The organism is Paludisphaera mucosa, from assembly GCF_029589435.1.
Classification (GTDB): domain Bacteria; phylum Planctomycetota; class Planctomycetia; order Isosphaerales; family Isosphaeraceae; genus Paludisphaera; species Paludisphaera mucosa.
Genome location: NZ_JARRAG010000002.1, coordinates 3,902,586 through 3,924,726, shown reverse-complemented (window position 1 = coordinate 3,924,726; position 22,141 = coordinate 3,902,586). Strand labels below are relative to the sequence as shown.

At 70.9% G+C, this 22,141-nt stretch carries 16 protein-coding genes and 1 riboswitch; of the genes, 9 read left to right on the top strand and 7 right to left on the bottom strand.

Translation table 11 applies throughout. The annotated features are described in order from the left end of the window. Window positions 1-364: 364 nt before the first annotated feature. Both PZE19_RS24840 and ahcY read right to left on the bottom strand, forming a co-directional pair. Window positions 365-931: an elongation factor P gene (locus tag PZE19_RS24840; protein WP_277863298.1), complete on the bottom strand. Its 567-nt coding sequence runs from the start codon at window positions 929-931 to the stop codon at window positions 365-367. A gap of 201 nt (window positions 932-1,132) precedes the next feature. Then, window positions 1,133-2,569 carry an adenosylhomocysteinase gene (ahcY, locus tag PZE19_RS24835; protein ID WP_277863297.1) on the bottom strand — a complete coding sequence of 479 codons (1,437 nt, stop codon included), beginning with the start codon at window positions 2,567-2,569 and terminating at the stop codon, window positions 1,133-1,135. Between the two features lie 19 nt (window positions 2,570-2,588). Continuing rightward, window positions 2,589-2,679, bottom strand: a riboswitch (S-adenosyl-L-homocysteine riboswitch). Between the two features lie 614 nt (window positions 2,680-3,293). On the opposite strand from ahcY, the gene PZE19_RS24830 reads away from it, so the two are divergent. The 3 genes from PZE19_RS24830 to PZE19_RS24820 all read left to right on the top strand — a co-directional run bounded on the left by PZE19_RS24830 (window position 3,294) and on the right by PZE19_RS24820 (window position 6,362). Beyond that, entirely contained in the window at window positions 3,294-4,595 is a 1,302-nt protein-coding gene (locus tag PZE19_RS24830) for a DUF1015 domain-containing protein (protein WP_277863296.1), read from the top strand. A gap of 181 nt (window positions 4,596-4,776) precedes the next feature. Then, window positions 4,777-5,121 carry a DUF2946 family protein gene (locus tag PZE19_RS24825; RefSeq protein WP_277863295.1) on the top strand — a complete coding sequence of 115 codons (345 nt, stop codon included), beginning with the start codon at window positions 4,777-4,779 and terminating at the stop codon, window positions 5,119-5,121. A gap of 275 nt (window positions 5,122-5,396) precedes the next feature. Further along, window positions 5,397-6,362: a DUF1559 family PulG-like putative transporter gene (locus PZE19_RS24820; RefSeq protein WP_277863294.1), complete on the top strand. Its 966-nt coding sequence runs from the start codon at window positions 5,397-5,399 to the stop codon at window positions 6,360-6,362. Here PZE19_RS24820 and PZE19_RS24815 read toward each other — a convergent pair. From PZE19_RS24815 to rnr, 3 genes are all read right to left on the bottom strand, one after another. Beyond that, the gene (locus tag PZE19_RS24815) at window positions 6,340-7,374 is read right to left on the bottom strand and encodes a hypothetical protein (protein WP_277863293.1); all 1,035 of its coding nucleotides are present in this window, start codon (window positions 7,372-7,374) and stop codon (window positions 6,340-6,342) included. The genes PZE19_RS24820 and PZE19_RS24815 overlap by 23 nt on opposite strands. A gap of 15 nt (window positions 7,375-7,389) precedes the next feature. Then, complete coding sequence (locus tag PZE19_RS24810) at window positions 7,390-8,469, bottom strand: HEAT repeat domain-containing protein (RefSeq protein ID WP_277863292.1); 1,080 nt, start codon at window positions 8,467-8,469, stop codon at window positions 7,390-7,392. A gap of 164 nt (window positions 8,470-8,633) precedes the next feature. Continuing rightward, window positions 8,634-10,925: a ribonuclease R gene (gene rnr, locus PZE19_RS24805; RefSeq protein WP_277863291.1), complete on the bottom strand. Its 2,292-nt coding sequence runs from the start codon at window positions 10,923-10,925 to the stop codon at window positions 8,634-8,636. Window positions 10,926-11,146: 221 nt separating this feature from the next. Here rnr and PZE19_RS24800 point away from each other — a divergent pair, with 221 nt between their 5' ends. Beyond that, window positions 11,147-12,604 (top strand): hypothetical protein, encoded by a 1,458-nt coding sequence (locus tag PZE19_RS24800; protein WP_277863290.1) that lies wholly within the window; start codon window positions 11,147-11,149, stop codon window positions 12,602-12,604. Between the two features lie 228 nt (window positions 12,605-12,832). Here the strand turns inward: PZE19_RS24800 and PZE19_RS24795 are convergent, their stop codons facing one another. Both PZE19_RS24795 and PZE19_RS24790 read right to left on the bottom strand, forming a co-directional pair. Continuing rightward, the gene (locus PZE19_RS24795) at window positions 12,833-13,831 is read right to left on the bottom strand and encodes a 3'-5' exoribonuclease YhaM family protein (RefSeq protein WP_277863289.1); all 999 of its coding nucleotides are present in this window, start codon (window positions 13,829-13,831) and stop codon (window positions 12,833-12,835) included. Between the two features lie 157 nt (window positions 13,832-13,988). Continuing rightward, a complete protein-coding gene (locus tag PZE19_RS24790) occupies window positions 13,989-15,023 on the bottom strand; it encodes a hypothetical protein (RefSeq protein ID WP_277863288.1) in 1,035 nt (344 codons plus the stop codon). 536 nt (window positions 15,024-15,559) lie between these two features. On the opposite strand from PZE19_RS24790, the gene PZE19_RS24785 reads away from it, so the two are divergent. The 5 genes from PZE19_RS24785 (at window position 15,560) to PZE19_RS24765 (ending at window position 21,825) form a co-directional block, all read left to right on the top strand. Then, on the top strand, window positions 15,560-15,961 hold the full coding sequence (locus tag PZE19_RS24785) for a hypothetical protein (protein WP_277863287.1): 402 nt from the start codon (window positions 15,560-15,562) through the stop codon (window positions 15,959-15,961). Between the two features lie 145 nt (window positions 15,962-16,106). Continuing rightward, window positions 16,107-17,885: a proline--tRNA ligase gene (locus PZE19_RS24780; RefSeq protein ID WP_277863286.1), complete on the top strand. Its 1,779-nt coding sequence runs from the start codon at window positions 16,107-16,109 to the stop codon at window positions 17,883-17,885. Continuing rightward, window positions 17,882-18,163: a hypothetical protein gene (locus PZE19_RS24775; protein WP_277863285.1), complete on the top strand. Its 282-nt coding sequence runs from the start codon at window positions 17,882-17,884 to the stop codon at window positions 18,161-18,163. The genes PZE19_RS24780 and PZE19_RS24775 overlap by 4 nt, the downstream gene beginning before the upstream one ends. A 169-nt stretch (window positions 18,164-18,332) precedes the next feature. Then, a complete protein-coding gene (locus PZE19_RS24770) occupies window positions 18,333-19,538 on the top strand; it encodes a glycosyltransferase family 4 protein (protein ID WP_277863284.1) in 1,206 nt (401 codons plus the stop codon). Continuing rightward, a complete protein-coding gene (locus PZE19_RS24765; protein WP_277863283.1) occupies window positions 19,447-21,825 on the top strand; it encodes an O-antigen ligase family protein in 2,379 nt (792 codons plus the stop codon). The genes PZE19_RS24770 and PZE19_RS24765 overlap by 92 nt, the downstream gene beginning before the upstream one ends. The last annotated feature ends 316 nt before the right edge of the window (window positions 21,826-22,141 follow it).

The window sequence follows — 22,141 nt, the reverse complement described above, 5'->3', positions numbered from 1 at the left end:
CGTCGTCCCGGAAAGATCGTGTGGTGACCTCGCGATAATCGATAACCGTGACAACCGGCGCGTCCGTCGGGCCCGGTGGAGGCCTTCGCGGCCATCCGGCCCTCGGCGGACGGATTCGGATCAGATCGGAGCTCAGCGGCCGTGGATCACGTCGGGTGAGGGGATCTGGCGGGGACGTCGAGCCCGCGTCCGGATCCGTCTCATCACCCTTCAGTTTAACAGACGTTTTCCACCCGGCCCCTATTCGCGCCGATTCCGCCGGCCCGCGACGGCGGTTCTGACGCCCTGGGGCCAGTCGACGGGTCGGCGAGACCCCGCCGTCCGCGGCGGCGAGGCCGGCTGCGAGGTCCTTGCGGGGGCGGCCTCAAACTCGGCCGAGGTATTCGCCGGTGCGGGTGTCGACCCGGACGAGGATCCCGGGCTCGGTGTGCTCCGGGACCTGCACGACGTGCCCGGTCGCGAGCGTGGCCGGCTTGGTCCGGCCGGTCGCCGAGTTCCCGCGGACGCCGGGGGCGGTCTCGACGATGGCCATCTCGACCGTGTCCGGCAGGTCGATGGCGATGATCTCCTCGTCGACGACGAGCGCCTCGACCCCGGCCATGTTCTCGGTCATGAAGGGGAGCTGGTCGGCCAGGTCGTCGGCCCGGAACGAGAACTGGGAGAAGTCGCCCGAGTCCATGAAATGCAGCTCGTCGGCGTCCCGGTAGAGGAACTGGATCGGCTTGCGCTCGAAGCTCGACTCGTTGAGGGCGTCGGTCCCGCGGTAGGCCTTCTCGACGCGGTTCTTGGTCTTGAGGTTGCGGGCCTTGATCTTGTACAGCGTCGCCGCGCCCCGAGCGGACGGCGTCTGGACCTGGATCTGCTCGATCATGTGCGGCGCGCCGTCGATCTCGACGACCATCCGACGCTTGAAATCCTTGGCGGGCACCACGGCGGGGAGGCTCCCTCGGGCTGAGGTTGGAAGACGGTGGATCGACGAAAGCCCGACCATCTTACCCGGCGGCCCCGAGGGCGGTCAAAACCAGGAGGGATCGCCGAGGCCCATTCGCCCTCGCGTCGGCCGGGCGGCCTTCGAAAAGGAAGCGGCAGGGAGCGAGGCTCCCTGCCGCCGAGGATCGTCGATCGCGACCGATCAATAGCGGTACTGATCGGTCTTGTAGGGGCCTTCCTTGGGGACGTGGATGTAGGCGGCCTGCTCGGCCGTCAGCTCGGTCAGCTCGACGTTGAGCTTCTTGAGCTGCAGGCGGGCGACGTGCTCGTCGAGCTTCTTGGGCAGGACGTAGACGCCGACCGGGTACTTGTCGTTGTGCAGCCACAGCTCGATCTGCGCGAGGGTCTGGTTCGCGAAGGAGGAGCTCATGACGTACGAGGGGTGGCCGGTGCCGCAGCCGAGGTTCACCAGGCGGCCCTTGGCCAGCAGGATGATCCGCTTCCCGTCGGGGAAGATGATGTGGTCGACCTGCGGCTTGATCTCTTCCCACTTGTACTTCTCGAGCGACTCGACGTCGATCTCGTTGTCGAAGTGGCCGATGTTGCAGACGATGGCCTGATTCTTCATCTTGGCCATGTGGTCGTGGGTGATGACCCGGTAGTTGCCGGTGGTCGTCACGAAGATGTCGGCCTTGTCGGCGGCGTAGTCCATGGTGACGACGCGGTAACCTTCCATCGCGGCCTGCAAGGCGCAGATCGGGTCGATCTCGGTGACCCACACCTGGGCCGAGAGGGCGCGGAGGGCCTGGGCCGAGCCCTTGCCCACGTCGCCGTAGCCGGCGACGACGGCGATCTTGCCGGCGATCATCACGTCGGTGGCGCGCTTGATGCCGTCGACCAGCGACTCGCGGCAGCCGTACAGGTTGTCGAACTTCGACTTGGTGACCGAGTCGTTGACGTTGATGGCGGGGAACTTCAGGTCGCCCCGCTTGTGCATCTGATAGAGGCGGTGGACGCCGGTGGTGGTCTCCTCGGTGACGCCCTTGACGGCGGCGAGCTTCTCGGCGTACCAGCCGGGCTGCGAGGCGATCCGGCTCTTGATGGCGGCGAAGAGGATGCGCTCTTCCTCGCTGCCGGGCTTGTCGAGGACGGAGATGTCGGCCTCGGCGCGGGCGCCGAGGTGGAGCAGCAGGGTGGCGTCGCCGCCGTCGTCGAGGATCATGTTCGTGTGGCCGCCGTCGGCCCACTCGAAGATCCGGTGGGTGTAGTCCCAGTACTCCGTGAGCGACTCGCCCTTGTAGGCGAAGACGGGGATGCCGGCGTCGGCGACGGCCGCGGCGGCGTGGTCCTGGGTCGAGAAGATGTTGCACGAGGCCCAGCGGATCTCGGCGCCGAGGGCCTTGAGCGTCTCGATCAGGACGGCGGTCTGGATGGTCATGTGCAGCGAGCCGGTGATGCGGGCGCCCTTGAGGGGCTGCCGCGAGGCGTATTCCTCGCGGATGGCCATCAGGCCGGGCATCTCCGTCTCGGCGATCGCGATCTCGCGGCGGCCCCAGGGGGCGAGCCCGATGTCGGCGACGTGGTAATCAGGGCCGGAGGCGACGGGGGCGGGGGCGGGCTTCTGCGCGACGGTACTCACGTTCAAAGTCTCCTTAAACGATGAACGGGCGCCGTTGCACGGACGTAATCTCCACCCCGTCGAGCCTGGCAGGAACGCCGATGCGTGCCGTCGCAGCGCCCCTCGACGAGACGGTGTCGTTTGTTGGTTGGAGGCTAGGCTCCGTTCCACGACCGAATTCTGGAGCGGTTCATTGTAGAATCCCCGCGCCCCGGCGGCAAGTCGAGGTGGAATCGGACGTCCTGGTCGGAGCCGCCCGGGAACGGTCGTCCCGACCCCGGAATTGAGCTTCCACGCGTCCGGGCCCGCTCGGAGCCGCGGTTGATTCGGGCGCACGCGTGTGCTAACGTCTTACTCTTCTCCGGTCGAAGCCCTCTCATCGCCCGGCCGCAACGCCGAGGTCGCATCCGTGGATCATGTTGGATCGGCCGGCGGCCGCGTCGGGGGCGCGGGCTGCGGCCCACGAACCCGCGCCTGCGGCAGGGGGGGGTCGACAAGGCCCCGCGTCGGCGTCGTCCAGGACCGACGCGATGCGTTTCGACGCGTCGACCCGGGCCCACGTCTCCGGGCGGGCGACCTGCACCAGATGGATCGGCGAGGCCGTCGCCGTCGAGAGGCTCGCCGACGAGCCGACGGAGTCATTCGGGGGCCGGGCCCGGCAGCCGTCGGATCGCCCGCCTCGGATCGTCAGGGGCCCGCGACCCCATCCCCAGCCTTCCCTCCTCATTCCAAGGAAAAGCTCCCCATGGCCGACGTCCGTGCCTTTCAAGGCGTCCGTTACGATGTGGCCCAGGTCGGCGCGCTGTCCGACGTGGTCGCGCCGCCGTACGACGTCATCGACCCGGCGTTGCAGGAGAAGCTCTACCAGGCCAGCCCGTACAACAGCATCCGGATGGAGCTGAACAAGCCCGAGCCCGGCGACTCCGAGGGCGAAAGCCCCTACACCCGCGCCGGGCGGTTCCTCCGCGACTGGCAGCGCCGGGGCGTCCTGCGGACCGAGGAGCAGTCGGCGTTCTACGTCTACGAGCAGACGTACGAGGTCGAGGGCGAGACCCACGTCCGCAAGGGGTTCTTCGCCCGCGTCCGGCTGGAGCCGTTCGGCGAGGGCAAGATCTTCCCCCACGAGCAGACCCTCGCCGGCCCCAAGGCCGACCGCCTGGCGCTCTACCAGGCCACCGGCTTCAACCTCAGCCCCATCTTCGGCCTCTACCCCGACGCCGCCAACGAGGTCCTCCGCAAGGTCGAGGAAGGGATCCGCGACAAGACGCCGCTGATCGCCGAGGACCACCTGGGCGTGGTCAACAAGCTCTGGCTGTCGACCGACCCCGAGGTCCTCTCGGTCGTGGGGGGCCTGATGGGCCAGAAGCCCGTCTTCATCGCCGACGGCCACCACCGCTACGAGACCGGCCTGCGGTTCCGCAACGAGAAGGAGGCGGCCGGCGAGCTGACCGGTCCCGAGGATCCGGCCAACTTCTGCCTCATGATGCTGGTGAGCATGAGCGACCCCGGCCTGCTGATCCTGCCGACCCACCGGCTGGCGAAGGGCTTCCCCGGCCTGACCGCCGAGGAGTTGGCGAGCCGGCTCGGGGCCGAGTTCGAGACCACCGTGGTCGGCGAGGGCGACGCCGGCCTCGAAGCCGCCGCCGAGGCGACCGCGTCCAGCGACGAGCAGGACGTCCTGGCCTTCGGCACCGTCGCCGACGGCAAGTGGACCGTCGCCCGGCTCCGCTCCGACGCGATCATGGACAAGCTCGCCGCCGACCACGGCGCGGAATGGCGCTCGCTGGGCGTGAGCATCCTGCAGGTCCTGGTCCTCGATCACCTGCTCGCGTCGCTGGCCAAGGACCGCTCCGTCCGCTACGTCCACCTCGCCGGCGAGGTCCGCGACGACGTCGCCGCCAAGGGCTGCGACCTCGCCTGCCTCGTCCCCCCGGCCAGCATGGAACACGTCGAGGCCATCGCCTCGGCGCTCGAGACCATGCCCCCCAAGAGCACGTACTTCTACCCCAAGCTGCTCACCGGCCTGGTGTTCAACCCCATCCGCTGACGACCGCGCGGGACGGGGGCCCTCCCCGTCCCGCCGCCGGCCGCAAGCCGCGCCCGCCTGGAAACGTCACGCGATCTCGATTGACGGCGCGGGGACGCTTCAGGCAGACTGGATCGGCGCATCCTGGGCCGAGCGGGCGCATCGCCCTTCCCGGCCGGATCGCAGGGGAGCCGTTTCTCTCATGCCGGCGCGATCCCGACGGATCCTGCTGAACCTCTTCGCGGTCGTGTACGGATTCGTCACGATCGCCGGGCCGGCCCTGCACGCGCTCCCCGGCCTCGGACATGAGGCCTTCCAGGCGATCGGCCGCGACGGGTCCACGCCCGACTCGAACACGTCGACGCCCGAAGGGTCGCACGACTGCCCCGTCTGCAATCTGCAGGCCCAGACGCCGCTCCATCTCGACGCGACCGATTCGAACTTCGTCGAGGTCCTGGCGATCCTCCCGCCCGACGAGCCGCCGCTCGTCATCTCGCAGGCGGTCGACGCCCCCTCCGCGCCCCGCGCGCCGCCGCTCCACGCCTGATCTTCGCGGGGCCTTTGCGCGCCCTGAGCGCCCCATCTCCGCGTCTTCGCCCTCCGGGGCCGCCCACGCACTTTGACGTGCTGCGCGACCCCTGACGTCCCCCTCCGGACCCGCGTCGCGGCGGCTCTCGCCCGCGCCCCGTCCGGAGGACTCGCAAAGGCCCCCGGCCGCGCACCGGCGCGGGGGGCTGGGCCCGATTGCATCCTCATCCCTGCGCCGACGTCGCGTCGCGCGCCGATGCGTCCACATTCATTTGATTTCAGGAGTTTCCATCGATGATTCGGAATCGGCAGATCCGTCCCGGCCGGGGTTTCACACTGATCGAATTGTTGGTCGTGATCGCGATCATCGCGGTCCTGATCGCCCTGCTGCTCCCCGCCGTGCAGTCGGCGCGCGAAGCGGCCCGGCGAGCGCAGTGCGTCAACAACCTGAAGCAGATCGGCCTGGCGCTGCACAACTACAACGACTCGCACGGCGTCTTTCCGCCGGGCTATTCCAGCTTCTACAAGCGGGACTCCGGCGACGCAGGCACGGCCGAGGACGACATCGGCCCCGGTTGGGGATGGGCCAGCTTCATCCTCCCGCAAGTCGAGCAGCGGGCGTTGTTCGACTCGATCAACTTCAACTTCACCCTGACCCAGCCCCACAACCTGACATCGCAATACCTTCGCGTCGGCGCGTACCTCTGCCCTTCCGATTCGACGCCCGTCACCGTGCCCGTGCGGAACGAGGCGAACACGCAGACGATGTACACGGTCGGCTGCGCGAACTACGTCGGCATGTTCGGCGTCGGCGAGATCGGCGACGCCCCCGGGCGTGGGGCGGGGATGTTCTTCCGCAACAGCAAGATCAGCTTCGCCGGCGTGACCGACGGCGCGAGCAACACGATCGCGGTGAGCGAGCGCAGCCACAATCTGAGCTACGTCACCTGGACCGGCCGGGCCGTCGGCGGATGGCTGTTCACCACCTCGTCGGTCGAGGGCGGGACCGACAAATTCCAGGTCGACCCGGAGGAGGCGTTCACGATGATCCTCGGCCCCGCCGGAACGGAAGACGGCGCGCGGACCCCGAACGACCCGCAGGCCCATGTGGAGGACTACTGGAGCTACCATCCCGGCGGCGTGAACGCCGTGCTCGTCGACGGCTCGGTCCGCTTCATCAAGAGCGCCATCAACCCCATCCCCTGGCAGGCGCTCGCGACCCGCGCCGGGGGCGAGATCATCTCGGCGGACGCCTACTGACCGCCGGCTGGATCGTCTCGGAGAGGATCGCGATCGCCGTCGCCTCGCCCGTGGCGCCGCTGCGGGCGGGCTCCCCTTGCCCGCCGCGGCGGACCTCTACGAAGTGGGCGACCCCGCCGTCCTCGCGCCGGGCCGACCACAGCCGGCGCTTCATCCCTTCGAGCGGCGGCCCGACTTCCGCTTCCACGCCCGTCAGGCGGATCGCGTACAGGAGGACGCCCAGCTTGAACGAGGCGTGGCGGCCGGTCGGACGCTCGCCCCGTTGGAAGCGGTGCCAGTCCTCCCGGCCGGCCTGATCGACGAGGATGCCGGCCTCGCCATCCCAGAAGATCCGGTCGTCGCGATCGGTCGCCCGGTCGTCCCGGACGATCCCCAGGATCCGGCGACGGGCCGCCGCCTCGTCCCCCTTCCAGAACTCGTGCAGGGCCTGGTAGGCGGCGTGCTCCGCGAAGAGCCTCGGGTGGCCCGCCTCGAAGTCCGGATCCCAGCGCTGGCCCAGGACCCGGACGTCGACGCTCCGCCCGCCGTCGATGGCGAAGACGCCCAGCGAACGGCCGTGGACGAAGTCCGCGTCGTCGGGGCGGTGGAGCATCCGGTCGACCGGGTGGAACAACACCTCATGGAGCCCGTTCCCCGGCCAGCCCAGGGCGTGCAGGCTCCGCTCCATCGCGCCCGCCGCGTCGGGGTCGAAGGGCCGCAGCGCCCGCGAGGCCCAGAGCGCGTCGGTGATGAGATAGCCCGCCAGCCGGTTCGGATCCTCGGGGGCGAGCGTCGGATCCTTCCAGGCGATGACGCGAAGCCGGTCGTCCTCGACCGGCCGGGAGATCGTCGCGACGTGGCCGACGAGCCACCCGGCCGACTTCGCGACGTGGTGCCTCACCCCCGCATCGTCGGGAAGGCGGAAGGCGACCGAGTCGGGAAGGTCCGGCCGCGCCTCCTCAGCCCAGGTCGCGCCCGCGAGGCCCGAGGTCGTTGCGACGAGGAGCCAGGCGGCGCGGCCGAGGATTCTCACGGTCGCCCCCCGGGCTCAGCCCGGGACCGGCGACGGGGGCGGGGGCGGGACGCGATCGCCGGCGGCGGGCGCGGCCGAATCCTGGTCGTCGGGGCCTTCGAGAGGGATCGCCTGGGACGGGGTCTCGGCCTGGACCTTGGGACGCCAGGCCGAGGGCCGCGCCGGGGCGGGTGCGGGGGGCTTGGGGACGACCCGGCGCGGGGCGGCCGAGGCCGTGCGCGGCAGGGGCTCGACGCGGGATTCGATGACGGTCTCGGTGGCGACCGGCGGGGCCGAGGCGGCGATGGCGGCGTCCCTGGCGCGGGCGACTTGCAGGGCCTGGGCGGCGGCGTCGCGGACGGAGTCCTTCTTCTCGTAGACGACGCAGCGACCCAGGACGGCCTCGGCCTCCGGCCCGCCGATCTGGCCGAGCGACTCGGCGGCGGCGACTCGGACGCTCGTGTTCCAGTCGTTCTTGAGGGCGTCGACCAGCGGCGGGACGCCCCGGGGGTCGCCCAGCAGGCCCAGCGACTGGGCGCCCTCGCGACGAGTGCCGCCGTGGACGCTCTGGAGGCGCTGGGCGGCCAGCGCCACGGGGTCGAGCGGGTCGATGACGGCCGGCTGCTCGACCACGACCGTCGGGGGCGCGGCGATCACCGCCGGCGCGGCCACGAAGGCGGGCTGGTCGACGACCACGACCGAGGGGGCCGTCGCGCGGGCGATCGGCGCGGCGATGGCGGCGCCGGTCAGCGCTCCCAGCCCGAACGACACCGCCGGCCAGACGCCGGGGCCCGAACGAGGAGGCCCGTACCAGGGCGGGGGCGGCCCGAATCGGGGGCCGGGGCCCGGTCGGAAGCCCGGCCCGCCCCGGAACGCCGGGCCGGCCGACGCGTGGACGCTGCGCTCCAGGGTGCCGCCCGGTCGGCTGATCTGCAGCTGGCGGTCGACGTGCCCCGGGCTCCGCTCGACCGACGTCCGACGTTCGATCGTCCGCCCGCCGGGGCCGGTGATCGAGACGTCGCGTTCGCGGCTGACCGCCTGCCCGTTCGCAGCCTCTTCCCCCAGGACGCCCCAGCCGATGCATCCACACATAACAAGATTCAGCCAGCGATTCAAAGCGCACCTCCGTGCTCGCAGAGACTTCGCCATCGCCATTCCGTCCAACATCGGCGTCGAGCGGCCCGTCCTTGAGGGATTGTCGCCGGCGCGGGCGTTTTGGGAAGCTCAAATCGCCCGCGCGGGGCCCTCCGGGCACGGCGAACCTCGTCCGCCGCTTCGCCTTAGGACTTCCGTTTCTTGGGGCTCTTGCGAGCCTTCGTGGGCTTGGCGGGCCGCTTCTTGCGCGGGCCGCCGCGGGCGTCGCCGTCGCCCTCGCGGGGGGCCCGCTCCGGACGCGGCGGTGCGGGCTCGCCGGGCAGGCGTCGCGCGGGGTTCCTGCCGGAACGGGTGCGCGAGACGGGGGTGTCGGCGAGGACGAGGTCCAGCTCGCGGCGGTCGACGTCGACGTGGGCGACCCGGACCTCGATCCGGTCGCCCAGCCGGTGGCGGGTGCCGGCGCGACGGCCGATCAGGGTGTGGGTGCCGGCCTCCAGGTAGTAATAGTCGTCGGCCAGGCTGGTGACGTGGATCAGGCCCTCGACGGGCAGCTCGACGAGTCGGCAGAAGAGGCCGAAGTCCTCGACGCCCACCACGATCGCGTGGAAGGCCTCGCCGATCCGCCCTTCCAGGTGGGTCAGAAGCTTGACGCGGATCAGCTCGCGCTCGGCGGTCTCGGCCCGGCGCTCGGTGCGGGTGCAGTGCTCGGCGAGCATGGCCAGCTCGTCGAGGTTGCTGCGGGGCTTCTTGCCTTCCAGCAGGGCGGTGATCTGGCGGTGGACCTGCAGGTCGGGATAGCGGCGGATGGGCGAGGTGAAGTGGCAGTAGTCGTCGCTGGCCAGGGCGTAGTGGGTCTCTTGCTCGGGCGTGTAGACGGCCTGCTTGAGGCTGCGCAGCAGGCCGTAGTGGATGGCGTATTCCTCGGGCTTCCCCTTCGACTCGTCGAGCACGCGCTGGAGTTCGAAGCGGCTCTGGGGCAGGTCGATCTGGAACTCCAGGCTGCGGGCGAACTCGGCGAACTCGGCGAGCTTGGTCGGCTCGGGGTCGGGGTGGACGCGGCGCAGGAAGCCGGCGTGGTTCTCGGTCAGGTGCGAGGCCGCCGCCTCGTTCGCGGCCAGCATGAAGTCCTCGATGACCTGGTGGCTCTCGTCGTTCACCGCCAGGTGCGCGCCCGAGACCTTGCCCAGGTCGTCCAGCTCGATCTCGACCTCGGGGAGGCTCAGTTCCAGGGCCCCGCGGGCGAAGCGGCGGCGGCGCAGGATCATCGCCAGCTCGAGCATCTCGACGACCATCTTCACGACCTCGGGCGACACCCCTTCGTGCACGCCCTGGGGGTCGCGCATCACGGCGTAGGCCTGCTCGTAGGTGAAGCGGTGGTCGACCTTGATCGCCGTGCGGGCGAACCGCTTCGACGTCCGGACGCCGTCGGCGTCGTACTCCAGGAAGGCGCTCACGGTGTAGCGGGTGTGGTGGGCCTGGAGGCTGGCGAGGCTGTTGGAGAGGACCTCGGGGAGCATCGGGATGACGCGGTCGGGGAGGTACACGCTGGTCCCCCGCTTGCGGGCGACGTCGTCGATCTCCGAGCCCGGCCGGACGAAGTGGGAGACGTCGGCGATGTGGACGCCCAGCGACCAGTAGCCCTTCTCGTCGCGCGAGAGCGAGATGGCGTCGTCGAAGTCGCGGGCGGTGGCCGGGTCGATGGTGACGGTCAGGACCTCGCGGAGGTCCTCGCGGCCGGCGACGTCGTCCTCGTGGAACCCCTTCGCCAGCTCGCGGGCCTGGTCGAGCGCCGAGTCGGGGAAGACGTCGGGGATGTTGAACGCGCGGATCACGGTCAGCGTGTCGACGCCGGGGGCCCCGCGCTCGCCGAGGATCTCGGTGACGACGCCCTCGCCCGGGGTGGACGGGGAGGGGTAGCGGACGATCTCGAGCGCCACCTTGTCGCCGGGCTTGGCCCCCTTCGCGCCGGGGTCGCCGACGTAGATGGGGTCGTTGAAGGTCGTGCCGTCGACCTTGACGAAGGCGGAGCCCGCCTCCTCGCGGTACGTGCCGACGAACCCGCGGCTGGCCCGGGCGACGATCTGGATGACGCGGCCCTCGTCGTTCATCCCCTCGCCGCGGGCCTTCTTGGTGATCTTGACCGCCACCTCGTCGCCGCTGGACGCGTCGCCGGCGGCGTCGGCCGGGATGTAGATCTGGTCGCCCTTGACGTTCGCGCCGTGGGGCCGGACGAAGCCGAACCCCTTCGCCGACCGCCGGAAGAGGCCGATGATCGCGCCCGCGGTCTCGGCCTTCGACAGCGACTTGTCGCGGGCGACGTCGAGCTTGCCCTCTCGGATCAGGCCCTTGATCTCGGCCCGGAAGGTCGGGTAGTCGTCGGGCTCGATCTTGAGCTGCTTCGAGATGGACTTGAGGGTCCGGGGCTTGTAGGACGGCTCCGCCACGAGCTTCAGCACGAGTTCGGTGTATCTGGACATGATGGCGACGACCTCGGGCGCATTCTGAAGACGATCGGGCGACTTTCCCCATAGGATACCATCCCCGGCGCTTCCACGCCGACGATCCCGGCCGTCCCGACGCCGACCCGTGCGAAGCTTGCGTGGGTCCGGCCGTGCGTTTACAACGGGTCGGTCGCCCTCGGCGCCCTCCCCAGCCGAGCGGCCCGGGCACGACCTCCTACCGATGCAGGGACGAACGCATGAAGATCACGACAGCGGTATGCGCATTCCGCGCGGGCTTGGTGCTCGCCGGGTTGACGGCGTTCGGAGTCGCACCGGCCGTCTCGGCGAGCGAGCTGCACGCGGGGGCGGCCGTGGTCGGCATCACCCCCGATCGGCCGGTCGCGCTCTCCGGGCAGATGCACACGCGGATCTCGCGCGAGGTGGCGAGCCCCGTCGTCGCGGCGGCCTTGGCGTTGGAATCGCGCGACGGCGAGAAAGTCCTCGACCAGGCGATCCTGGTCGCCTGCGACCTGGTCGCGATCCCGCACCCGGTCCTCGACAAGGCCCGAGTGCACGTCCGGCGGCGGATCCCCGGATTTGACGACCGGAAGTTGATCCTGAGCGCGACCCACACCCACACCGCGCCAGTGGTCGAGGAAGGGAACTACGAGATCCCCAAGGACGGCGTGGTCCAGCCGGGCGAGTACATCGCGTTCCTCGCCGAGCGCGTGGCCGACGCGGCCGTCCAGGCGTGGGAGGCGCGGAAGCCGAGCAAGGTCGGCTGGGGCCTGGGGCACGCCGTGATCGCCCAGAACCGGCGATCCGTCTACGCCGACGGCCGCGCGGTGATGTACGGGCCGACCGAGAAGGCCGATTTCCGGGGCATCGAGGGCCCCGAGGACCAGGGCGTCGAGGTCCTCTTCGTCTGGGACGCCGAGGGCAAGCTCCGGGCGACGGCCGTCAACGTCGCCTGCCCGGCCCAGGAGGTCGAGGGCGAGTCCTCGTTGAACGCCGACTTCTGGCACCAGATCCGCGAGGCCCTGCACGCCAAGCACGGCGCCGACCTCGTCGTTCTCGGTTGGACCGGCGCGGCGGGCGACCAGTCGCCCCACCTGATGTACCGCAAGCGCGCCGAGGACCGCATGCGGGCCCTTCGCAGGCGCTCCCGGCTGGAGGAGCTGGCCGCGAGGGTCGTCGCCGCCTGGGAAGAGGCGTACGAGGGGGCCCGGCAAGAGCAGGTCGCCGGGGCGCCGCTGGTCCACAAGGTCGATCGCCTCGAACTCCCGCTGCGGATCGTCACCGAGGCCGACGCCGCCTCGGCCGCGGCGAAGGTCGAGGAGCTCTCCAGGAATCCGGCCCATCGCCGGCTCATGCTCTGGCACCAGGACGTCGTGGACCGCCGCCGCAAGCAGGAGGCCGGCTCGACTTCGCCCTACACGATGGAGCTTCACGTCCTCCGCCTCGGCGACGTCGCCATCGCCACCAACCCGTTCGAGCTGTACACCCAGTACGGCATCCAGATGAAGGCCCGCAGCCGAGCCCTGCAGACCTTCCTGATCCAGCTCGCCGGGCCGGGCTCGTACCTCCCCACCGAGCCCGCCGTCCGCGGCGGCGGCTACAGCGCCATCGCCGAGAGCAACGAGGTCGGCCCCGAAGGGGGGCAGGTGCTCAGCGACCGGACGGTCGAGCTGATCAACGCCCTCTGGCCCGAATGACCGACCGCCGCATGGCTAATTCGCCGCACATCACCCTTCTCCCCTGGTGGGAGAAGGTGGCCCTCAGGGCCGGATGAGGGGGACCCCATCGGGGCCTCGGACTTCGAGGCCGGCGCGACTTCGTGGAATGCGATGGGCCGGTCTCGCATGAGGAGCCCCTCATCCGGCCTCCGGCCACCTTCTCCCACCAGGGGAGAAGGTGGATGGCAGCGGTCGGAGAGGCGAGGCTCAGGCCTCGTCGGTCCCCTCGGGGGTGTCGCGGGCGGTGGTCCCCTTGAACAGGCGGCGGCCGAGGCTCTGCTGGAAGGGGGTCCAGGTGGATTCGCGGACGGGGTCGTCCCGGATCTCGCGGCCGAAGGTGTGGATCTTGGCGTCGAGGTTGTCCAGGTAGTGCAGGGCGACCGCCTCCAGCGTCATCGGCAGCTTGGGGCTGCCGTACTCGAGGGCGCCGTGGTGGCTGACGATCATGTGCTTGAGCCGCAGCAGCAATTCGGGGGGGAACGGCTCGCCTGTCAGGTCGGCGGTGCGCTCGACCTTGTCGCGGAGCATCTCGACCCCCATGACGAGGTGGCCGACGAGCTGGCCCTCGTCGGTGTAGGCGAACGACCGCTCGTACGACAGCTCCTCGATCTTGCCGATGTCGTGCAGGAAGACCCCGGTGAGGAGCAGGTCGCGATCGACCTCGGGGTAGAACTCCAGGATCCGGTCGGCGACGTTGAGGATGTTGACGACGTGCTCCAGCAGGCCCCCCTGGTAGGCGTGGTGGTTCTTGATGCCGGCGGGGGCGGCGGTGAACTTCGCCACGAACTCCTCGTCGATCAGGAAGCACTCGACCAGGGCCCGCAGGTGGGGCTCGTGCATCGCCAGCAGCAGCTCGCGGAGGCGGTTGAACAGCTTGGCGACGTTCTGCGAGCTCTGGGGCAGGAAGTCCTCGGGCTCGACGCGGGTCGGGTCGAGGACGTCGAGGTGGGTCAGGATGATCTGCAGCGAGCCCTGGAAGATCTGCGTCTTGCCCCGGACCAGCAGGTAGTCGCCGGGCTCGAAGGTGCGCGCCAGCTCCTCGGTCGCATTCCAGAGCCGCGCGCCGACGCTGCCCGTCTTGTCGCGGAGTTCGAGCTGGAGGTACAGGTTGCCCTGGCGGTTGGCGCGGAGCTGCTTGTCCGCGACCAGGAACGCCTCGTCGACCGAGTCCCCGTGCGAAAGTTGGTTGACGTAGCGACGGCTCATGGGATGGATGGGCTCGGCTCGGGGGGCGGGGACGGGGGCGGAAACGCCGGGCGGGGCGGGGCGCCGCGACACGGGGTCGATTCTAGGAGCCCCGGCGGAGCGGGGTCAAGGGCGGCACCCCGCCCCCGCCCCGCCCCGCACCGTCACGCCGTCCGTCTCAGATGATCCCGATCGCCACGCCGTCGGGCGGGGTCTGGAAGTCGAAGGCGCCCGGGGAGCCCGAGACGCCGGTCGGCGACAGCGGGTTGGCGGTCGTCGTGACCGTCTTCACCAGCTCCAGGCGGTTCGCGGGCTGGTTCGGCAGGTTCAGCTGGTTGAAGGGGTCGATCACGACGCCGATATAGTAGGTGCTCGGGCTCGTCGGCAGGGTCGCGTTGGCCCCCTGGATCGTGGCGACGTTCGACCGCGGCGTGATGATGCCGCTGTTCTGCAGGGCGCGGAAGCCCCGGCCGTGGCGGGCGGCGTTCGGGAGCGGGACCGAGCTGAGCCCGGGGATCCCGCCGTTGATCGTGTAGATCGAGACGATCGAGCTGCCCAGGTTGAAGTCGGGCGAGGTCGAGGCCACCACGGCGACCTGGACGTCCGACGTCAGCGCCCCGTTGCCCAGGTTGGAGACCTGGATGTACGGGGCGATCGTGTCGCCGGGCGAGAGGCCGTCCGGGACGTCGAACGCGGTGACGCGGAGCGCCGAGAGCGCCGGGGCCGGCAGCAGCTTGACGTTCAGCGGGGCGCTGACGTTGTTGCGGTAGTTCGACTCCAGCACCGAGCGGTCGGCGTTGGCGACCAGGCGGATCGTGTAGTTCCCCGAGGCCGCGAACCCGGCGGGCTGCGCGGGGAGCGTCAGGGTCGACTGGAACTGCTCGATGTTGTTCTGCGAGAGCGCCGGGGCGTCGATCGTGCCGATCTGCAGCCCGCCGGCGGGGCCCTTGCCCTTGGGCACGAGGTAGACGGCGATCGTCGAGTCCGGGGCGTCGGCCTGGCTCGGCGTGTAGTACGAGGGCACGACCGCGCCGTCGGGGCCGATCTGCACCTGGGTCGCGGGGACGAGCGACGTCGGCTCGACGATCGTGCTGGCGCCCAGGTTCCTTAGCGTGACCTGGATCGTCAGCGTCCCGCCCCAGGCGGCCGTCGGCGCGGACTCGCCCGAGATCGCCAGGTCGGCGACCGAGAAGCCCAGCGAGGTATATGCCATCAACTGCCGGTCTTCCAGCCGCTCCGGCGCGGCCGTCCCGGTCCGGCGGAGCGCTCGACGAGCCTGCCGCGCGCGGAGTGAATCCCTTGACACCACCGAACACCTCCCTGCGGCCCGGGCGGCTCGAAGGGCCCCGATCGATGGGGGCCTCCGCCGCGCCTCGGCCTTCATTCTCGGTTGAACCGTCGCGGGGCACGGAAATTACGGTCGGACCGGATCGCCGGCGTCCCACGCCGCCGCGCCGCACGCGGCCACGGGACGCGCGAACCTCTCGTTGGTCTCAACATCGTCCCGCCGCCGCCCCGCCGTCTCCGCGAAATCCCCGTTCCTCGCGCCCCGAGTTCGCGTCACGCGAGTCGCGCCGTGCGCCCCGGACGGCCGAGTCGCGCCGAATGGGCCTGTTCGTCCGCGGGCTCCGTGCGCGAGGGGGGTTGGGCCGGGCGGATCCCCCCGATGTGACGGGATAAGCACTCTCGTTTACAGTGAACAGAACGACCGACGCCGTCGGCCGCCCCGACATCAGAGTGAGTGGTGATATGACCGACCGGTGGCTCCTCTACACGATCGGCCTGGGTTTCCTGGGACTCGTCTACGGCTGCGGCGTCGCGGCGGCGGCCTTCCGCCTCGTGGGAGGCGGCCACGGCTGGGTCTCCGCGGGTTTCTCGGCCGTCGGCGTCCTTCTCGTGCCCGCTTTCGGGGTGGCCCTGGCCTCGCCGCGAGGATCTCGCAGGCCGCTCCTCGCGTGGGTCGCGACGGCGACGCTGCTGACGGACCTCCTCCTGATCTTCGCGACCTGGAACGAGGGTGTACCTTATCTCGTCAAGGTGTGGTCGGCGGCCCCGTCCGGCGTCGTCCTGTGGGCGTTCCTCTGGATCGCCTGGCAACTGGCGGCGGCCGGCGTGCTGATGCTCGAAGTCCTCGCCGCGAGACGAGCCTGACGTCGTGCGGATGCGACTCGCGGCTCACCCCCGTCGTTCCGGGGCGGGGACGCCCGCCGAACCCATCTCTCCTCCCCCGCCTCCATCTGGTAGACTGCTCGGGACGATTCCGCCCCTGTCCGCCCGATTCCCGGAGGTACGCGCCGTGCGGTGGTCCAGCGCCCTGATCCCGACGCTCAAGGAAACCCCGGCCGACGCCGTCGCGCCCAGCCACATCCTGCTCATGCGGGCCGGCATGATCCGCCAGCTCGGGGCCGGGGCGTATACGTACCTGCCGCTGGGCCTGCGCGTCCTGAAGAAGGCCGAGGCCATCATCCGCGAGGAGATGGACGCCGCCGGCGCGTTCGAACTGCTGATGCCCGCCCTCCAGCCGATCGAGCTGTGGAAGGAGTCGGGCCGGTTCGAGACCTTCGGCGACCTCCTGATGAAGCTGACGATCAGCGGCGGCCACCACATGGCCCTCGGCCCCACGCACGAGGAAGTCGTCACCGACCTCGTCCGCGACCTGATCAGCTCGTACAAGCAGCTGCCGATCACGCTCTACCAGATCCAGACCAAGTTCCGCGACGAGCCCCGGCCGCGGTTCGGGATCCTCCGGACCCGCGAGTTCCTGATGAAGGACGCGTACAGCTTCGACGCCGACGTCGACCAGCTCAACGCCAGCTACGACGCCATGTACGAGGCCTACTGCCGGACCTTCGACCGCTGCGGCCTGCCGTACGTGGTCGTCGAGGCCGAGTCGGGCCCGATCGGCGGCGACGCCTCGCACGAGTTCATGGTCCCCTGCTCCACCGGCGAGGACAAGGTCATCCAGTGCCTCGCCTGCGGCTACGCGGCCAACCAGGAGAAGGCCGAGGTCGGCGCGGTCGCCGACGCCCCCGCCCGGACGATCGCCGCCGACGCCCCGGCCTACGAGGCCGTCCGGACGCCGGGCCGGAAGACGATCCGCGACGTCTGCGCCTTCCTCAAGGTCGCCGAGCCGACCTCGGGCAAGCTGCTGGTCTACCTCGCCGACGGCAAGCCGGTCGCGATCCTGCTTCGGGGCGACCACGAGGCCAACGAGGCCAAGGTCCGCCGGGCCTTTGGCGCGACGACCCTCGCCCCGGCCGACGCCGACTCGATCCAGAAGGCGACGGGGGCCCCGATCGGGTTCCTGGGTCCGGTCGCGATCCAAATCCCCCTGATCGTCGACAAGGCGGTCGCGGCGATGGAGACGATCGTGGTCGGCGGCAACGAGGTCGACGTCCACCTGACGGGCGTCGTCCCCGGCCGCGACTTCAAGCTCGACCGCCTGGCCGACCTCCGCAACGCCGACGACGGCGACCCCTGCCCCCGCTGCGGCGCGGCGATGGTCGTGAAGGCGGGCCTGGAGATCGGCCACGTCTTCAAGCTGGGGACGAAGTATTCCAAGGCGATGGGGGCCTCGTACCTCGACGAGAAGGGGGTCGAGATCCCGATCATCATGGGCTGCTACGGCATCGGCGTGAACCGGATCGTCGCGGCGGCCGTGGAGGCCGGCCACGACGCCAACGGCATCATCTGGCCGCTGAACCTGGCCCCGTACCAGGTGGCCGTCGTGCCGCTCTCGGTCAAGGACGCGGCCGTCATGGCCGCGGCCGAGTCGATCGAGAAGAAGCTCGTCGCCGCCGGCTATGACGTGATCCTCGACGACCGCGACCAGCGCCCGGGGTTCAAGTTCAAGGACGTCGACCTGATCGGCGTCCCGCTGCGGGTCGTCATCGGCGAGCGCGGGCTGAAGGAGGGCAAGATCGAGATCAAGTGGCGGCACGAGACCGAGGCCCAGAGCCTCCCCCTGGAGACCGCCGGCGACTCGATCCTGGCCGAGCTGAAGGCCGCCGAGGAGAAGCACCACAACACGTGCCTCGTCAACCGCTCGAAGCGCGAAGCCGCGAAGTCGTCATGACCGAGCCGCCCCCGAACCGGCCCGCGGCCCCGGCGCTGCGGTCCGCGTACGTCCTGCTCGGCGCGATGACGCTGGTGTCGTTCGCCGGCCCGTTCGGCCTGGCCCTGCTGCTCGCCGGCGGCGAGCGCCGGGGCTGGCCGCCCGACCGCCCCGTCGAGTGGGCCGGGGCGGCGGTCCTCCTCGTCCTGTTCTCGGCCTGCCTCGTCGCCTGCCTGACCGTCCGCCTCTGGCTCCTCCGGCCGACCCGGGACGAGGATCGTCCGAAGTCGGAATCCTGAACCGACGCCCTTCCCCCTTCGCGGGGGAAGGTGGCCCGGAGGGCCGGATGAGGGGGAGACGAGCCCGAGACCCGTCGGAGTTCGAAGCGTCCCGTCCGTCCCGCACTCCACGCCTCTTCCGCCTTGATGGCCCCCCTCGTTCGCCCCGACGCCTCCACGGTGCCGCCCCATGACCGACGACCTCCGCCTGTTGATGACGTTCGGCTCGGTCCTGGCCGCGGCGGCGTTCGTGCTGTGCGCGGGCTTCGGCGGGGTGGCGCGGCGGATGGCCCCGCGATGGGGGCTGCTGGACCGGCCGGGGGGCCACAAGGGGCACGCGGCGCCGGTGCCCCTGGGCGGGGGCGTGGCGATCTGGCTGGCGGTCGTCCTCGTCCTGGGCGCGTGCGGTGCCGTCGTCCTGCTCAGCGGCGACAGCCTGCCCGTTGGCGTGGCGCGCCACGCCAACGGCCTGCGGGAGCGGGCCGGCGAGCTGGCGCTGATCCTGGGCCTGGCGACGATCATGATGGTCGTGGGCTTCATCGACGACCGCGTCAGCCTGAGCTGGAAGCCACGGCTGGCGATCCAGGTCGCCTGCGCGGCGGTCGTGGCGGCGGCGGGGGTGCGGGTGACGCTCTTCGGGCCGTTCACGCATCCCCTGATCGGCGGCGCGGTCACGACCCTCTGGATCGTGGCCATGACCAACGCCTTCAACATGCTCGACAACATGGACGGCCTGGCGGCCGGCGTGGGCCTGATCGCGGCCTTCCTGTTCGGCGCGGCGCAGGCGGCGGTGGGGGGCCTGTTCGCGCCCGCGGTGCTGCTGATTTTGGTCGGCGCGCTGGCCGGCTTCCTGGTCCACAACCACGCCCCCGCGCGGCTGTACATGGGCGACGCCGGCAGCAACTTCCTGGGGTTCCTGCTGGGCTCGATGACCGTGGCCGGGAACTTCTTCCAGGGGGGGCGGGCGTCGCCGTTCGGGGTGCTGACGCCGCTATTGGTGATGGCGGTGCCGCTGTACGACATGACGTCGGTGATCCTGATCCGGCTGAGCGAGGGGCGGAGCCCGTTCCAGCCCGACCGCCGCCATTTCTCGCACCGGCTGGTCGGCCGCGGCTTGACGCCGCCGCAGGCGGTCTGGACGATTGACCTGGTCACCCTGGCGTGCGGCCTGGGGGCGCTGCTGCTCCACCGGCTCGACGCCTGGGGCGCGGCCGTCGTGCTGGCGCAGACCGGCTGCCTGCTGGGGATCGTCGCGATCCTGGAGCTGTCGGGGACGGGATCGGGAACAGGAACGGAGCGGAGTCTTGGCCAGTCGCGGCTCGAAACCGCCGGGTCCCTCGCTGCAGGGACGGGGCGATCGCCGGGAGGGGTCGACGACCCCGCAGATCGGCCCTGACCACGCGGGCTTCGAGTCCGAAGCGGCCCTCTGGGCCGAGCGCCTCCGCCGCCTGGCCCTGGGCCTGCTCGCGGCCCTGATCGCCGCCCGCGCCTACTGGCCCAGCGAGCCCGCCCCCAAGGAGGGCGCCGCCGCGGGCCTGGGCTGGGACCTGGCCGTCTTCCTCGTCGCCGCCCTGGCGTTGGCGCCGTCGTTCCTGACCGGCCGGTTCGCCTTCCGGTTCGCCTGGACCGACGCGGCCGTCGCCGCCCTCATGTTCCTGACCGCCCTCAGCTCGCGGCGCGCCGTCGACTGGCGGATCGGCGTCAACCTGGCGTGGGAATGGGCGGCCATGGGGGTCGCCTACCTCCTGCTCCGCTGGCTCCCCCGCACTCGGGGCGAGTCGAGCGTGCTGGCCCTGGGGATGGTCGTCACGGCGGCGGCCGTGGCGGGGTACGGGATCTACCAGGGGGCCGTCGAGATCCCCCAGCTCCAGGCCGCCTTCCGCCGAGACCCGGCGGCCATCGAACGCCAGATCGGAGCCCCGGGGAGCCCCGACCCGGCGGACGCCCCCCGCCGGCAGGCCCTGGAGAACCGCGTCCTCCAGTCGAACGAGGTCTTCGGGACCTTCGGCCTGGCGAACTCGCTCGCCGGGCTGCTCGTCGGCCCGCTCGTCCTGATCCTGGCCATGACGCTCCGGAACCTGGCCCGCCGGCCCGCCGCCGGGGATTCGCGCTGGCCTGCGGTCCTCGCCGCGGCCGTCCCGGGGATGCTCCTCCTCGTCTGCCTGGTGCTGACCAAGAGTCGGAGCGCCTGGCTGGGCCTGATGGTCGCGACGGCGATCCTCGCTTGGGGCGCGCGGCGACTCTTGCCCAGGCGGTTGCTGCTGGGGCTGGGGGCGGCCGGCGCGCTGGTCGTCGCCGCCCTGATCGTCGGCGGCCTGGCGACCGGCCGGCTCGACCTGCAGGTCCTGACGCAATCGAGCCTGTCGATGCGTTATAGGCTGGAGTACTGGCGGGCGACCTGGGCGATGATCGGCGAGGGGGCTTCGACTCCGGGCGGCGCCCTCGGCGCGGCGAACTTCTGGCGAGGCGTCGGCCCGGGGAACTTCGGGGCGCACTACGTCCTCTACAAGCTCCCCCAGGCCAGCGAGGAGATCCAGGACCCCCACAACCTGTTCCTGGAAGTCTGGGCCACGGCCGGTTTCTGGGCCTTCCTCGCGCTCGTCGCGGCGGTCGGCACCGGGCTCGGGTTCCTGCTCAGGAGTGACGACGAAACCGAACAGGCCCCCGCCGATCGCCCGATGTGGCCGCTGATCGCGTCGGGCCTGGGGCTGGCGATGGTCCTGATCCTGGGGCAGATGAACCTGTTCATGGAAGACCTGCTGATCCGCTGGCTGATCCTGGTCGTCTTCTGGGTCCTGTCCGCGGCGCTCCTGCTGCCGCTCTGGCGGTCGGCGTCGGTCCCGGCCTTCGGCCTGGGGGCGGCGGCGGCGGCGGTCACGATCGACCTGCTGGCGGCCGGGGGGATCTCCTACCCCGCCATCGCGATGAACCTCTGGGGGAGCCTCGCCCTGGGGCTCAACTTGATCGACGGCCGGCCGAGCGGCCGCCTGCGGGTCGTCGAGAGCCGGATCCCCGGCGGGGCCCTGGCGATCGCCTGGGCCGCGCTTGTGGGCTCCTACCTGGGGGCGACGATCCCTTTCTGGAAGTCCGAGGCCGCCGTCGCGCGGGCCGAGTCGGCGCTGGGGCGGATGCCGCCCGACTTCGACCGGGCCGAGGCCGCCTACCAGATCGCCGAGGCGCTCGACCACTACAACGTCCGCCCCTGGCTGGGGCACGCCTACCTGCAGTCGCTCGCATGGGAGGCCCGGGGTGCGAAGGCCGAAGACCTGCGCTGGAAGACCATCCCTACGCTGCTCTTGAAGGCCGCCTCGCCGCCGCGGAGCCCCGACGTCTGGAGCCTGCACAGCGAGCGGGCGGCGATCACGCGCGACCTGCTGAAGCGCCTGGGCCAGAGGCTCTCGCCCCGCGAGATCATCCCCCTCCAGGCGAGCATCGTCGAGGCCACCCGCACGGCCTCGCGGCTCTACCCCACCAACGCCTCGCTCCACGCCCGGCTCGCCGAGGCGAGCGCCGAGATCTCCATGTTCCCCGACGCCGCCGAGGAGGCCCGCGAAGCCCTCCGGCTCGACGCCCTTACCCCCCACGCGGACAAGAAGCTCGCGCCCGCCGTCCGCCTGCGGCTCCAGGAAAATCTCCCCAGATGGTCCGAACCGCCCGGCGGGCCTTCGCCGAAACTCCCCTGACGCGGGATCGGCTTCGAATTGGCTTCGTGCGCGAACCAAGCCGATTCAATGTAGACGCAAGATGTTTTATTTATTGGACTTGCGACTTTTCGATCGTCTCGTCTCTCGAAATCGCGTGCGGTTTTTTCGTCTCCGGTGAGTTTGCGGCCGGCCGCCGAAGGGGCGAATTCCGCGGTGCAGGCGTAATCCTCCAAGAGGGACCTTGCCCCGAATGGGGAGATCGAGACGGCCTCTCTCGAAATTTTCCCGCATCGGGGGACGCGCGGGGCGGTTCGCGCCCCTAGAAGAGGTAGAGCAGACGTCGAACGGGCCCCGG